At 38.7% G+C, this 14,625-nt stretch carries 10 protein-coding genes; all 10 read left to right on the top strand.

What is annotated here, in order from left to right; translation table 11 throughout:
* Positions 1-5 precede the first annotated feature (5 nt).
* The 10 genes from A2536_10860 to A2536_10815 all read left to right on the top strand — a co-directional run bounded on the left by A2536_10860 (position 6) and on the right by A2536_10815 (position 14,617).
* Entirely contained in the window at positions 6-1,121 is a 1,116-nt protein-coding gene (locus A2536_10860) for a tetraacyldisaccharide 4'-kinase (GenBank protein OGF46387.1), read from the top strand.
* Positions 1,118-2,008: a hypothetical protein gene (locus A2536_10855; GenBank protein OGF46386.1), complete on the top strand. Its 891-nt coding sequence runs from the start codon at positions 1,118-1,120 to the stop codon at positions 2,006-2,008. The genes A2536_10860 and A2536_10855 overlap by 4 nt, the downstream gene beginning before the upstream one ends.
* Before the next feature lie 122 nt (positions 2,009-2,130).
* On the top strand, positions 2,131-3,141 hold the full coding sequence (locus tag A2536_10850) for a hypothetical protein (protein OGF46385.1): 1,011 nt from the start codon (positions 2,131-2,133) through the stop codon (positions 3,139-3,141).
* A gap of 252 nt (positions 3,142-3,393) precedes the next feature.
* Positions 3,394-5,289, top strand: a complete 1,896-nt coding sequence (locus tag A2536_10845) for a hypothetical protein (GenBank protein OGF46384.1) — start codon at positions 3,394-3,396, stop codon at positions 5,287-5,289.
* A 438-nt stretch (positions 5,290-5,727) separates the two neighbouring features.
* On the top strand, positions 5,728-6,360 hold the full coding sequence (locus tag A2536_10840; GenBank protein OGF46383.1) for a hypothetical protein: 633 nt from the start codon (positions 5,728-5,730) through the stop codon (positions 6,358-6,360).
* A 415-nt stretch (positions 6,361-6,775) separates the two neighbouring features.
* Positions 6,776-8,203 (top strand): hypothetical protein, encoded by a 1,428-nt coding sequence (locus A2536_10835; GenBank protein ID OGF46382.1) that lies wholly within the window; start codon positions 6,776-6,778, stop codon positions 8,201-8,203.
* Positions 8,200-8,976, top strand: coding sequence for a hypothetical protein (locus A2536_10830; GenBank protein OGF46381.1), 777 nt, complete (start codon positions 8,200-8,202; stop codon positions 8,974-8,976). Before A2536_10835 ends, A2536_10830 begins: the two co-directional genes overlap by 4 nt.
* Positions 8,977-8,994: 18 nt before the next feature.
* Positions 8,995-9,441 carry a hypothetical protein gene (locus A2536_10825; GenBank protein OGF46380.1) on the top strand — a complete coding sequence of 149 codons (447 nt, stop codon included), beginning with the start codon at positions 8,995-8,997 and terminating at the stop codon, positions 9,439-9,441.
* Entirely contained in the window at positions 9,441-11,810 is a 2,370-nt protein-coding gene (locus A2536_10820; protein OGF46379.1) for a hypothetical protein, read from the top strand. The genes A2536_10825 and A2536_10820 overlap by 1 nt, the downstream gene beginning before the upstream one ends.
* 8 nt (positions 11,811-11,818) lie before the next feature.
* A complete protein-coding gene (locus A2536_10815) occupies positions 11,819-14,617 on the top strand; it encodes a hypothetical protein (protein OGF46378.1) in 2,799 nt (932 codons plus the stop codon).
* Positions 14,618-14,625 lie beyond the last annotated feature (8 nt).

The raw sequence follows: 14,625 nt of genomic DNA, 5'->3' as shown, positions 1-14,625 counted from the left end.
TTTAAATGAAAAGTATTTTGGCTATGGTTTACCTACTGGGGCTTAAAATAAAAGAAGCGCTTTATAAATTGGGCGTACTTAAGCTTAAGAGTTTACAATGCAAAGTCATCAGCGTGGGAAATATTACAGCAGGAGGGACAGGGAAGACTCCTGTAACCGAATATGTGGTAAAACAACTTTCAAAAACAGGAAAAGCGGCAATACTTACCAGAGGTTATAAGCGTGAGAATAAGGCGGAACTTCTCGATGTAAAACCTGAAAGCAGCCCTAAGGAATGCGGGGATGAAGCGGTATTACTGGCAAGAAAAACAAATGTGCCTGTAATTGCCGCGGTTAACAGGTATAAGGGCGGTTTGTACGCAATAGAAAAATATGGCGTGCAGTTTTGTGTTTTAGACGATGGTTTTCAGAGAAGACATTCTCTATATCGCAATCTGGAGCTTCTTGTTATTGATGCTTCAAATCCTTTCGGGAATGGAAAGCTTTTGCCTGCGGGAATTCTAAGGGAAAAGATGGAAAACCTGGCGGATGCGGATATGATAATACTTACAAAAACTAATGACGCCGTTAATATGAAAGAGCTTTTGGCGGTAATTCAAAAATGGAATGATCATGCGAAAATAGCGGAAAGCATTTATGAACCGTATGAACTTTACAATATTTTCGATAACAATGACAAGCTTCCGCTTTCTTCGGTTGGCGGGAAAAAAGTATTGGCTTTGTCTGCAATAGGTAATCCTAAGTATTTTGGAAAAGTTATTTCCGGTCTAAACCCAGGGAGCATAACATGGTTGTCTTATCCTGATCATTATTCATATTCTGAAAGAGATATAAAAACAATAAATGAAAATTCTTCTTTATTCGATATTGTTATAACTACGGAAAAAGACGCAGTTAAGCTTGAGTTACTTGACAAAACCGGATTATCAAAGAAGATCTATGCCTTAAATGTGGAATTAAAAATATTGAAAGGCGAAAAAGAGTTGCAGGATAAAATGAACCTCTGCGGACTTACGTCCGGAGTTTCGGCGAATGGAATTCAATTTATTATTCATGCCGCATTCATCCACGGAGTTACCTCCGTGGTTTTCTGCGGCATACTCGCCATAAATAATATATGAGGAAAATATTTCATTTTTTAGAGTACATATTTTTTGTCACAACCGGCTTTATACTCAGACGGTTGCCGTACAGTACTGCTTCCGGGATAGGAGCTTTTTTTGGGAAGGTTCTTTATCTTTTTGATAAAAAACACCGGACTATAGCGTTTGATAATTTAAAACCGTCATTTCCTGAAAAAAGCGAGACGGAGCTAGAGAGTATAATTAAAAAAGTTTACGATAATATGGGGCGGGGTCTTGCCGAGTTCTTATATCTTCCCAAATTATCTCCGGAGAAAATCAAGAAACTTATAAAAGTGCAGGGTGAAGAGTATCTTAAAGCCGCGCTAAATAAAGGTAAAGGCGTGATTGTTATCGTTTCGCATTTCGGCAACTGGGAACTTATGGGCGCCCGTTACACAGAGTATGGGTCCAGTACCGTGATAGCTTTTCCACAAAGTAACAGTCTAACCGATAAAGTAATCACAAAATACAGGACAAACGCAGGTATACGCATTATTTTTACAGGAAATGCAGTAAAAGAAATATTTCGTGCGTTGAAAAATAAAGGTATGGTGGGCTTTCTGGCGGATCAGGATGCGCACGGGGAAGGCGTTTTCATTGATTTCTTTGGAAGGCCGGCTTCCACGAACAGGGGCCCCGCCGTAATGGCGCTCAAGACAAAAGCAGCAATAATAACGTCTTTCATCGTAAGGGAAAAGGACAATACTTTTACTCTTCATATCGAACCGGAGCTCCCGCTTGTGAAAACGGGGGATTTTGAATCAGATGTAAAGAAAAATACCGAGAACTGGTCAGCCGTGCTGGAAAGATATGTAAGGAAATATCCGGAGCAGTGGTTCTGGGTGCATAGGCGCTGGAAAACGCGCCAAGTTAAAGGTTTATAAGGTTCGTAAGGTTTGTAAGGTCTTTTTCAGTTGAGGTATTTATATAATAAAGTTACATTAATGTAAAACTTTACAAACCTTACAAACTTTAAAAACTTTATGAACTACATGGAGGAGTTCTCTTGAATCCAAAGAATATATTGATAATCCGGTTCAGCTCTCTCGGCGATGTTATTCTTGCAACTTCAGTGCTGCCGGCGATAAAAAAGAAATTTCCGGAGAGTACTATTACTTTTCTTACAAAGAAAGAGTATACGGAAGTGCTGGAAGGGAATACGGCCTTTAATAAAGTTATCGGACTTTCAAAAGAAGAACTTAAACTGAAAGCGCTTATCAAGTTTGCGGAAGGGCTGAATAAGGATTACGACCTGATAATTGACCTGCATGCAAATCTGAGAAGTTTTATTGTTTCTCTTTATTCTGATATTAAAACGCTCAGGTATAAAAAAGGGGTGCTGCGGCGCCGGGGTCTGGTTGGACATGCGTATATGCGGGGATTGTTCCCGTTCCTGCCGGAGATTTACAAGAAAGAAGATAATGTTATTAAAAATTATTTCAAAGCGTTAAAAACACTCGGTATAACTTACGCCGGTGAACTTCCGGAGATAAAAATGCCGGAAATTAAAAAATCACTCGTAAAAACAATAGGAATTCATGCCGGCGGAAAACAGAACACCAAAAGATGGCCGGTGGAAAGTTATACTGAAGTTGCGGAGTATTTTTCGGGAAAGGGAGTTAAAGTTGTTTTATTTGGAGATGAGAAAGATAAAGAAATAAATGCAAAGATACTTTCTGGCGTAAAAAACAAACAGAATATATATGACCTGTCGGGGAAAACTACACTTAAAGATATGATCTTAAAGATAAAAGAGTGCTCGGTGCTTGTTACGAACGACTCAGCTCCTTTTCATATAGCAACAGCCGTAAAAACCCCCGCAGTATCAATATTCTGCGCCACGACCCCGAAATTTGGTTTTGCCGTAAGGGCGAAGACAAACAAAATAATGAACGTAGAGCTCCCGTGCAAGCCGTGTTCGTTGCATGGAGGAAAAAGATGCCGGATGAGACATTATAGGTGTGCGGAGAAAATTGGTGCAGGGGAAGTTATTGAAGCGATCAGAAATATAATATAGGATTGTCCATAAAGGTCTGTAAAAGTCCATAACGTCTATAAAAGTAAAAGCTGGAATGTTATTTAATAATAAAGACACTGGATCCTGAATATATTTCAGGATGACAAGATAAATTAATTTCGAGATTTTACTTTTATCTCGTTTTGTCAACGGATGTTGACAAGGATATATCTTACATATCGAGAAAAGCTTGGCTTATAGACTTTTAAAGACCTTTATGGACTTTTAGACGGTCGGCAACGAAGGTAAGGTATGAAAAAAAGGAAAAAACCTGCAGTAACAAGTATGCTGATTAACAAGTTAATAGCTCCAGTCCTATTCGTATTCATCTTGTCGGTCTACCTTTTAACGCTTGCCCCCACAATAGGTTTTAGGGATTCGGGGGATATGGTTACGGCTTCGTATCTTCTGGGGATATCGCACCCTTCGGGGTTTCCTCTTTATATGCTTATTGGAAAAGCGTTTTCGTTTATGCCTGTTTCGGAGATAGCGTTTCGATATAATCTGATGTCGGCATTATTCGGGGCTCTAGCTGTGATTTTGGTGTTTTTTTCGGTCAAGAGGCTGTTAAAGAGCAGCTTTATTTCAGCTATTGTTTCTTTGATGCTTGCGTTTTCCGTTACGTTTTGGGCGTATTCAATATTTGCGGAAAAATATTCTCTTTACGCTTTCTTTGCGGCGCTTTTGATATGGCTTGTGGTTAATTTGAGAGAAAAAACAATTCCACTGATTGTTTTCATTCTGGGATTGGCTCTCACTCACCACCTTGCCATCGTTGCTTTTGTTTTACCTGTACTATTCCTTTTATTTCTAACCGGAAAGAAGTGTTATAATCCTAAAAAATGGCTTTTTCTTTCCCTGCTTTTTTTACTTCCCTTACTTCTTTACCTGTACTTGCCGCTCCGCGCTTCTGCAACGCCTTTGAAATGGGGGACCCCGGATACGATAGAAAAAATAATTAATCATATCTCTGCGAAGGACTACCGGTATGCAATGTTCACGGCGGCGCCTGTATCTATTTTTAAAAAACTTTATCTGCATCTGATTAAAAATTATGTGAATGAATTTACTCCGGGAGGGTTTTTACTTTTACTTCTCGGTCTATGGCGTATATATATTGAGAGAGCAAGAATAGGGTATTTTCTCCTCGGTGTGATAGTTGTTAACACCTTTCTGTTTGTAAATTACAATATTGTAGACCCTCAAAATATTGCAACTTACTATTTTGCCTCTTTTGTCTCGGCGGCGGTGATCATGGCCTTTGGTATTAAATGGCTTATGGCAAATCTTGGGAGATATAAAAAATACGCTTATGCCGGTTTTTCTGTATTCGCTATTTCTTTTATTCCCGGTAATTATGCTACAGTTGACATGAAGAACTATTTTGCAGATTATAATTTCGGAAAAAATATATTAAAGACCGTGGAGGAAGATTCCGTGGTGGTCGTTAACGGGGACTTGCCGATATTTTCCCTCTGGTACCTTGAGTTTGCGCAGGGTTACGACAGAAGTATTGAGATAATTCCGGGTAATATGCTGGTGCTTCCGGAATTTTTAAAACAAAATTATGGGAAGAAAAATATCTTTTTAAATTACTTTCCTTTCGAAAGCGCTTTATGGACGGAACATGAAATTGCCCCTTTTGGAATGATGTACCGGATTGAAAAAAAAGGCGTGACAACCATATATGATAAAGTGAAAGTTGACGCTCTCTGGTCTTCCTATAAGGGATTAAACGGAAGCGGCACGGATAAAAACTCTCCAGGTTATGAAAGGGAAAAAATGACACTGGAGCATTATGCTTGGGCAATGACTATGCAGGGGGAGTTTTACTTGAAAAACCGGTTTTACAGCGATGCTTCTTTGATGTTTGAAAAAGCCCTTAGTATTTATCCTACATATATGGAAGCCTTAATCAGCATGGGGCGGCTTGCGGAGCTTTCCGAAAAGAATTATGATATGGCAAAGAAGTATTATGACGGCGTATTGCTGCAAAACAAACGTTTTGCGGGGAAAAACACAAAAGATTCCAGGGCTAAAGTAGTAGAGTTGCTCAAGATGAACTCTGAAATGTTTGCAAGCAGAGGGTTCCCGAACAAAGCTGCTTATTATCTGATGAAAAAGAACACGCTGGAAAATAACAGATAAGCTTGTTTAACCCAAGTTCCGCTGAATTATGTTAAAAGTGCGATTTTAAAAATATTTAGTTCATATAAAAGCAGCATTTTTGTCATAAAAAGTTTTAAAATAGCGTGTGGTACAGACCTAGTATATTGACATATTGGCGCGGGTATTAGAAAATACTCATAATATGTTTTTAAAAAAACAAAATCATAATAAAGACGGCAAGGATCATGTTTACTGGTCTTTAGTAGAAAGATATAGACTACGATTGCGTAGAGTATTTCGACCGGATGAGGAAGAACGATTATTATTAAATGCTTTGAAAATCCGAATTCCTGAAAAACTCTCAATCGATTTGAAATTGAAATGTGGTACAGACCTTTAATAAAAAAAGGCTTTAAATAAGGGAAATGAGTCTAAATATGCCTAATTCAGCGGAACTTGGGTTAAAGGAGAAATTAATTGGTCGCTGTCCCTAATTTAATTAAACCGGTGATTGTAGGGGAAATACTGACTAATTGCTATATTTTAGCCGATCCTGAAACAAAAGAAGGCGTAGTTATTGATCCAGGCGCGGATTTTGAAAAGATCTGGAAAAATATAGAGAAAAACGGTGTTATAGTTAAAAAAATAGTAGCAACTCACGGTCATTATGACCATCTGGGCGCGGTAAACGAGCTTAGAAAAAAGACAAAGGCGGAGTTCTTAATTCATAAAGAAGATGTTATTTTTGCCGAGCACCCGGAAGCAAACGGTTCTGCTTTATTCGGGGACGGTACGGTTTCCGCGAAGGCGGATGCTTTTCTGAAAGAAGGTGACACGGTTAAGGCGGGTAACCTGGAGTTAAAAGTGATCCATACACCCGGACATAGTCCCGGAGGCATCTGCTTATTAACAGGGGAGGAGCTGTTTTCCGGGGATACTTTGTTTTATCGTTCCATAGGAAGAACTGATTTTGCTAATGCGTCCTTTTACGTTATCATGGAGTCGCTTAAAAAGCTCATGAAGCTGCCGGATGCAACAAAAGTTTATCCCGGACACGGGTATCTTACCACGATAGGAGAGGAGCGGAGAAATAACCAGTTTATGGCATAACGTCATAAACCATAATGTCTATTGCCTAATCAGTGTCCACCTATGGTGAGATCTCGTCCGCTACAATGCTGTGCGAGACCTCGCCAATAGGCGGGCCAAGAGCGGAGATTCCCGTAGCTTTGTAACAAAGACATACTTCAGATTCATGGCCCTGTACCCGAAAGTATTGAGTGGGAATCGAACCCAAAATCCCGCTAAACCTTAATATTATGCGAGCCAATAAAGGTATGTTTTCTACTTCGGATTTCAGGAGATACCACTTGCGTTTATCCAGACCATATAATATAATAATAAAGAATATACGGGGTATATAGGCGCAGATAAATTTAAGTAACATTTGCCGGAAAAGTATCTCTTGTAAACAGGTTTAAAAGAACAAAAATATTCCAAGAAGTCATAGAATAGAGGAGCTTTAATGGGTCTAATGAAAAAAATTAAAGAAAAGATCAAAGAATCAAAGTTTTTCTTTGTTTCCTTCACGGCGCACCTTCTGATCCTCTTTTTAGTCAGCGGGATAGTTATAGTAAATCCGACAATGAGAAAAACAGTTTTTAGAGGTATCCTTCAGATGGGCGGCGGCGGAAAGGCAGAGACGCCGGAGTGGGAAACACAAAAACAACTTCCGACTTCAAAACCCGTGGATATTCCTTCAACGGCAAAGCAAGAGATCAAAGTTACTGATGCGAAAGTCGTCATTAACACAAAGATTGCAGATTCAACTAAATCAACCGCTGCTGCCATTAAGCCGCTGGATATTGTCGGAGCCGGAGGCGGTGAGGGCGGCGGTATGGGCACCGGTATTGGTAAAGGTATCGGAGCAGGTATAGGTATATTTTCTGCCAGGATGAACAGGACAGAAATGGCGAAAAAATACGGCGGATCGCCGGTGACAGAAGCAGCGGTAAATAAAGGACTTGAATACTTATTTAAAGTACAAAAAGCTGACGGTTCATGGGAAGGCAAAGAAAAATATGGCATGGGAAGCTGCGCAAATACGACTAACGGGATCTCAGGCCTCTGTACTCTTGCGTTTCTTGGAGCCGGTTACAGGGTAGATTCTCCTCATAAATATGCGAAGACCTTAAGAAACGCCGTGTCTTATTTAGTTAACCAGCAGGATGAAAGCGGCGGGATTGGGACTCCGAATAAAAATTCTATGTATACTCACTTTATTGATATGATTGCTCTATCAGAAGCATATTCAGTCGGCGGAGCCAGCGGTATCAAAACAAATGTACAAAAAGCAACTGAATTTGTATTAAATGCTCAAGGTAACAATCTTGAAAAAGCATGGAGATATGGATCGGCTTCAACTGATGCGGATCTTTCCGTTACAGGCTGGGGTATTATGGCATTGAAGGATGCTTACTATGCCGGAATAATGCCGGCTGAAACGAAAACGGCTTTGGATGATGCGATTAAATTTGTAATTAAAACAAAAGGCTGTTATCTGAAAGATGGAAAAGGTCCTCCGCTTCCCTGGGTAGGTTTATTCTGTCTTGCTTTGGGAAATAAAATGAAAACCCCCCTGGCGAATGATCTGATACGGCAGATCGATAAAGTGGAAATTTCCAGGTTAACTGATTTTTATACGATTTATTACATGAACCTGGCTTCGTTCCAGGCAGGCGGAGCTACCTGGGAAAGATGGAACAAGCAATTCAGAGATTATATTGTATCCCTTCAGAATGAAGACGGAAGTTTTCAACAGCTTCCCCGTATTAATTATACGGAGAAAACTCTTCCGCTTACATATTCAACAGCGATGGTAGTTCTTTCTCTTGAAGTGTATTACAGGTACATCCCTTTATATCAGATCGCGGAAAAGGAGATAAAAAAATGAGAAAAATGCCCGGAATAATTTTTGGTTTTGTTTTTTGCTTCAGTATTTTTGCTCAGGTTGACGTAAATTTTGACAAGAAAATGGAAGAATACAAGGCCAATCTTGAAAAATTTAAAACAGAGCTGAAAAGCCCGGACAGTTTTATAAGACAGGATGCTTGTATGGCTTTGGGAGTTGCGGGTGATACTTCGGCGCTGCCGTCTATCAGGGAGTTACTTGAAGACCCGGATGAAAATGTGAGAGCGGCGGCGATCAGTTCATTGTCGCTTTTGCAGGACAAGCCTTCCATAACTAACATTATTATACTGGGTTTAAAAGATAAATTTGGAGTGGTGAGGGCATCGGCTGCAAGCAGCCTGGCCATCCTTGGTGAGAAAAAATGCATTCCTGCTCTCAGGGTCTTGATGCAGAGCGATAAGGATTCAATGGTTAAAGCTGCGGCAGCCGTTTCACTGAACAGTTTTGGAGATTCTTCCGGCTTGGAAACTGTAAGAGCTCTGACTAAAGACAGGAATAAAGATGTAAGGATCTATTCGGCCGCTATGCTTGCGGCAACAGGGGATTTGGGCTATGTATCTATCATACGCGAGGGCCTTGCGGCAAGTGACAAGACAATCCGCGGTGCCTGCGTGAATGTCTTGAGCAATCTTGCCGATGAAGAATCATATAAAAGACTGAAATATATTTCAAAAAATGATGATGACGAGCTCATAAGGCAGGTTGCCTTCAGGGGCGTCTTGCTGATTGAATCAAAAAAGAAGGAAAAAAAGTAAAATACTTGGAGGCGTTTTATGGCAAAACAACATTTAGGAGATATGCTTGTTCAGGAAAATCTGATAACTCCGGATCAATTAGAAAAGGCTGTTGCAAGGCAGAAAACCAGTATAGAAAAAAGGCTCGGAGATGTTCTTGTGGAAATGAATTTTATAACTCAAGATGATTTGCTTAAATTTCTGGGTAAGCAGCAGGATTTTACGAGTATTAGCTCTTCTATCGGCAAAAAGAAAATAAATATTCAATTGACCATAATCCTTACTTTGCAGGGAGCGGCTATTTTAATTTTACTTGCGGGATTTTTATTTATAAGATCATATCTGTTCGGCGGGTTGGATTTTTTGAATGATGAGGATGTTGCCTTATATATGGGGCTCACAGTCATGGTTATAGTCAGCCTGTTTATTTTCTCTTCGACATCTGCTTATGTAATATTTAAAATAAACAAGCAAAAGGAGATGTAGTGAAAAAGGCAGTATTATTATTTTTAGTATTATTTCTGGCTTGCAGTATTCAGGCAAAAGAAAAAAGCGCATCAGAGGATGTGAAACAGGTTCTGCCCGAGATAGATTACCGTGAAGAAGCCAGATGGCATTTTAATATCGTCCTTGAAGGATTGAATAAAAAAGAGAAAAACCTCGCAGAAGCCGAAAGAATGCTAATAGAGATAATTGACTTCTATGATTCGACATTTCCGGAAGCATATGCAGAGCTTATGAAGATTTACAAAGAGAAGAAAGATGACGTAAATTATAAAAAGATAGAGACAAGGTATAAAGTTCTGCTTGAAACCTCGGCATGGCAGGCAAAAGAAGAGGAAAAAGAGGTCTATTCCGGCGACGAGCTTACAAATTTATTGATAAAAGAACTGGGATCCGATGATTACAATATCCGCAATAAAGCTGCAGCAAAACTTCAAAAAATATCTAAAAGCAATACGGATGCTTTGATAAAAGCGCTTAACAGCATTAATATTTACCGGGCCTGTTTTTCAGCCGGCATACTGGGAAAAAACAAGGAAAAAGCCGCGGAAAAATATTTGATTGAGATTCTTAATACTTCAAGGCCTTCGCTGAAAATATCCGCCCTGGAAGCTTTAGGCAGCATAGGTAATGAAACATCCATAAAATACATTATAGAAACTTTTTCTGATGCGTATTATAGCCATTACGAAGGCAAGTTTAAGGTCAGGGAAAAAGCCGCGGAAGTATTGGCTCATGATTTTAAAGAGAAAGCCGTCAGGCCTTTGATAGAATTTTTAAATAAACCTGATATAAAGTGGTATGTTTTTACGGCATTAAGCATGATCAAACCGATGAGTCAGGAAGTAAAGGACCTTTTCCTGACTTCTCTCGCAGATAAGGATGATAAAGTAAGATTAATCGCCGTAAAATTGCTTGTAGATTTGAAGGACGAAAAACTTTTTCCGAAGTTATTCAGCCTTGCTTCCGACAAGAGCCCTCTTGTGAGATACGAGATAATTTCCCTGCTTGGTGATAACCGGACGAAAGAATCAAAAGAAAAACTGCTGGAAATGCTTTCGGATACGGATAAAAATGTGGCGCAAAGAGCTGTCTATGCCCTGGGTAAATTTAATCTTAGCGAGGTTAAAGACCTTCTTTTGGCTATAGCAGGAGATTTGAATAAGGATGTTACCGTAAGATGGTTTGCCATAAAAGCTTTGGGTGAGAATTTTAAAAAACAGGATATTTTAAAACTCAAAGAACTTTTGGAGGACAAAGATTTATGGGTCAGTTCCGCTGCTGCTGCTGCGCTTGATATAGAAAGGATGAATTATGACGAGATAACTTCCGGTATTATAAAAAAGAAACAGGAAAAGCTGGATTTACTTGCTTTGAATTTTACATTAACTACCGGAAAAGTATTTGAACAAAGCAAAGAAGCTTCTATAAGGAAAGGTATAAGGTTCTTACTTTCACAGCAGGAGGAAAATGGCAGTTTTAAAAGCGCATATTTTCCTTTAGGCGCCACGCAAATGGCGCTTCTGGTATTGTTTAAACAGGGATGGAGTGAAGAAGATAAGCCGGTGAAAAAAGCAGTGGATTTCATGCTTAAACACGAACAAGCGGATGGCTCCTATTTCTCGAATAATGAAGTGGAAAAAGAAAAAGTTTCATACCTTACAGGAATGGCTATAAAAGTGCTTTCGAAGACAGGTAATCCTGTATATAAAGAAAAAGTGAAAAAATCTGTTGAATTTATGAAAAGCATTCAGGACAAAGAGGGCGGGTTCGGCTACTATAAAGGAAGCCGGGCTGATATGAGCGCAACAGAAAATGTAGCCAAGGGACTGGAAGAAGGATATAATTTTTTGAATATCCAAAAAAACGACGAGATGTGGATAAAGATGCTGGATTATTTGAAGAATCATCAGAATGAGGACGGCGGTTTTGGTTATGCCGATGACAATGAAACCACAAGGAGCTCATACGGTTCAATGACTGCTGTCGGACTTTCTCTGCAATCACTTTTTAAAAAACCTCTTTCTTCTGATGAAGTAAAAAAATCAATAGACTGGTTATCTAAAAATTATACTTTGAAAGAGAATCCAAAAGCTAAATCCGACAAGCATTATCCTTATTATTTGAAAGCATTAGCAGAGTCGCTTAATCTGTATGGGCTTGATACTATAACCGATAAGGATAATAATATACATTATTACTATAAGGAATTGGTGGAAAAATTGATGAAGGAACAATTAGAAGACGGCAGCTGGTCCGCAAAGTGGTATGAACCGGTTTTAGCCGCGGATTTTTATATCTCTATCTTGCAGTTAAAAAAAATGCAGGAGAGTATTATAGATTTATATTAAGGAGAAATATGAGGATAATTCTTTCTGTTATTTTGTTTTTTGTGTTTATTGCAAATCTAAGAGCTAAGGATGAGATAATTTGGCCTGATGCGGTGTACAAAGAAGCCTCGGAATTAGCTTCAAAAGGCGAGTATGCAAAAGCCGAAGCTGCGTATCAAAAATTCTTGACGGACTTTTCCAAGTCCGAGCTCATTCCTTATGTAAAATACGATCTTGCTATCTGCTACTTTATGCAAAAAAAAGTTGGTGAAGCGATAAAAGAACTTGAAGAATTGAGCAAACTTAATTCGGATATGAAAGTAATGATTTATACGGCACTGGGTGAATGCTACATAGACCAGAAAGATTATGACAAGGCGATGGCAAGTTATGAAAGAGGCAATAAGGCAATAGCCGGCGGATCCCCGGAGCTGTATGTTGCCATAGCTAACCTTCAATTTATCCAAAAAGACAATTCAAAAGCCAAGGAAACAATTAAATATTTAATAAACAGATTTCCCGGACATGAGATGCTGGATAATGCCGAGTTATTACTCGCAAGAATACTTGTTGATGAAAAAGATCCGGCAGGGGCAAATAAGATATTTGAAAGTAAAATTGCGGATATGAGGAAAAATCCGCTGATAGCAAATATCATATATCAGATTGCCGATCAATTAGTTGCGGCAAAAAGCTATGAACATGCTATTATTTTCTTTAATAAAGTTCCCGGCAAAGATATAACCTTAGCTGCGATACAAAAGCAAATAGATGAAGTTTCTAAAAAGGTCAAAGGTATAGAGAAAACAAGAGCTCCGGGTATGGAAAAAGCTATAGGTCTTTTAAAAAAGAAAGAAACTGATTTGAAAAAAGCGCTGGAGAATGCTAAAGCCGGCAAGGATCCGTCTTTTTTAAGCAAACTCAAGATTGGTCAGTGTTTTGTCGAATTGAAAAAGTTTGAAGAGGCAAGAAAAAGTTTCAATGAGATTCTGACTCTTGATCCCAAAGGCGATCTTGTGAAGGATGCAAGTTATGCCATAGCGGTAAGCTATTTGCTTGAAGGAAAAACCGAGGAGTTCAAAAGAAATGCGCAAAAGTTCATAAAAGAGAATGCGGATACCGAATTGGGAGACAACATTAGGCTTGGTTATATCGATTCTCTTTTAAAATCCAAGAATTACAGTGACGTAGTTTCGGAGTACAAGAGCGGACTGCTGAAGTTTAATACAAAAAAGATAGAAGATGAGGGTCTGTATAAGATAGGTCTGGCCTTTTATGGACTGGAAGACTACAATGAAGCTTCGAATATTTTTGAAGGAATAATAAAAAAAGAGGAAAAAAGCTTGTTCACCGGGTGGTCTTTGTTTTATCAGGGGAATGCATATTACAATTTATCGGAATTCGATAAAGCCAATGCTTCCTATCAGAGAATAATTGATGAGTATCCGCAGGAAGAGTACTATAAAAATACGCTCTATCAGATTGGTTTTTCATACGGAAAAAAAGGCGCCTATGTAAAAGCGGTAGAGTATTTAAAGTTATTTGTCCAGAAATATCCCAAAGATGAGATGAGTCCAAATGTGTTTTCTTCCATAGGCGATATTTATATGGCTGATCAGAAATATAAAGAAGCTTACGATATATATGAAAGAGCATTGGAAGATTATCCCAAGTCTCCTGCATCTCCGAGAATAAGGACTCAAATGGGGGATCTTTATTATAAACAAGGAAAATATAAAGATATGTCAAAGATGTATGAGATACTGCTTAAAGATTATCCTGATAGTCCGTATTGCGCGGAAGCGTATTACTGGATTGGCTGGAGTTTGATTACTGACGGCAAAAAAGAACAGGGATATAAAAGTTTTGATGAGGCTAAAAAGTGGAATGATACAGAAATTGGAAGAAAGATACAATTCAAAATTGCGGAATATAATTTTTCCGAAAAAGAATTTGAGAAAGCTAAAAAAGACTATGAAGATCTGGTTGACAAGGTGAACGACTACGCAATAGTAGATACCAGTCTGGACAGACTGGCAGAGATCTATGCAAGACAGAAGGCGCTGGATGAAGGAATTGCCAGGTTTACTAAATTTGCTGAAAAGAAAAAAAACAATAATACTTTACTCGGTAAAATAAAAATGGCAATGATAGACTTATATTTCAGGCAAAAGAAGGTGGAGCAGGCGCTGAAATTGTGGGGAGAGGTAAGTAATAGCATACCAAAAGAGTATTTTTCTGCAAGGAATTATTATATTGTTGCAAGTAATTTAGAGTCCATAGATAGAGGAAAAGAAGCTTTTACACTTTACAACGAGGCAATATCGAGGTATACTGATGATGGCGTTTTGCCGTATATTTATGCAAGAATAGCTTACCATCAGCTTGATTCGGGAAAAAAAGCAAGTGATGTTTATGAGTTCTTGAAAAAGCCTATGGTAAAATTTAAAGATATGAACTCCCTGCCGGAGATAAGTCTGGTGCTCGCTGAAGTTAATTTTGATAAAGGAAATATGGAAGAGGCGATAAAATATTACAAAAAGTCTATTAATAAGGCCCGGGGAAAAACGGCGGCAGAAAGTACTTATAAGCTTGCAAGCAGTTATTTTAAATTAAACAAGTACAAAGAAGCGCTGACGCAGTATGCAAAAGTCGCGTTTGTTTATGCGGCCTATAAGGATATTGCGGAAGAAGCTTTGTTTAAGGCAGGGAGGTGCGCAGAATTTTTAGAACAGAAGGACGATGCAAAAAAGTACTATGAGGCATTAATTCAAAGATATCCTAATGGAAAATACAAGAAAGACGCCGAATTTAAAATAAAGAATTAAAAATAACT

This window comes from Candidatus Firestonebacteria bacterium RIFOXYD2_FULL_39_29, assembly GCA_001778375.1.
GTDB lineage: Bacteria > Oederibacteriota > D2-FULL-39-29 > D2-FULL-39-29 > D2-FULL-39-29 > D2-FULL-39-29.
Note: the sequence above shows the minus strand (reverse complement) of the source record. Positions and strands in the feature narration are given on the sequence as shown.

Bases quoted from the DNA above. Each gene is read 5' to 3' on its own strand.
- A2536_10835 (OGF46382.1), top strand. From the start codon at position 6,776: ATGGGTCTAATGAAAAAAATTAAAGAAAAGATCAAAGAATCAAAGTTT.
- A2536_10825 (OGF46380.1), top strand. From the start codon at position 8,995: ATGGCAAAACAACATTTAGGAGATATGCTTGTTCAGGAAAATCTGATA.
- A2536_10830 (OGF46381.1), top strand. From the start codon at position 8,200: ATGAGAAAAATGCCCGGAATAATTTTTGGTTTTGTTTTTTGCTTCAGT.
- A2536_10860 (OGF46387.1), top strand. From the start codon at position 6: ATGAAAAGTATTTTGGCTATGGTTTACCTACTGGGGCTTAAAATAAAA.
- A2536_10855 (OGF46386.1), top strand. From the start codon at position 1,118: ATGAGGAAAATATTTCATTTTTTAGAGTACATATTTTTTGTCACAACC.
- A2536_10815 (OGF46378.1), top strand. From the start codon at position 11,819: ATGAGGATAATTCTTTCTGTTATTTTGTTTTTTGTGTTTATTGCAAAT.
- A2536_10845 (OGF46384.1), top strand. From the start codon at position 3,394: ATGAAAAAAAGGAAAAAACCTGCAGTAACAAGTATGCTGATTAACAAG.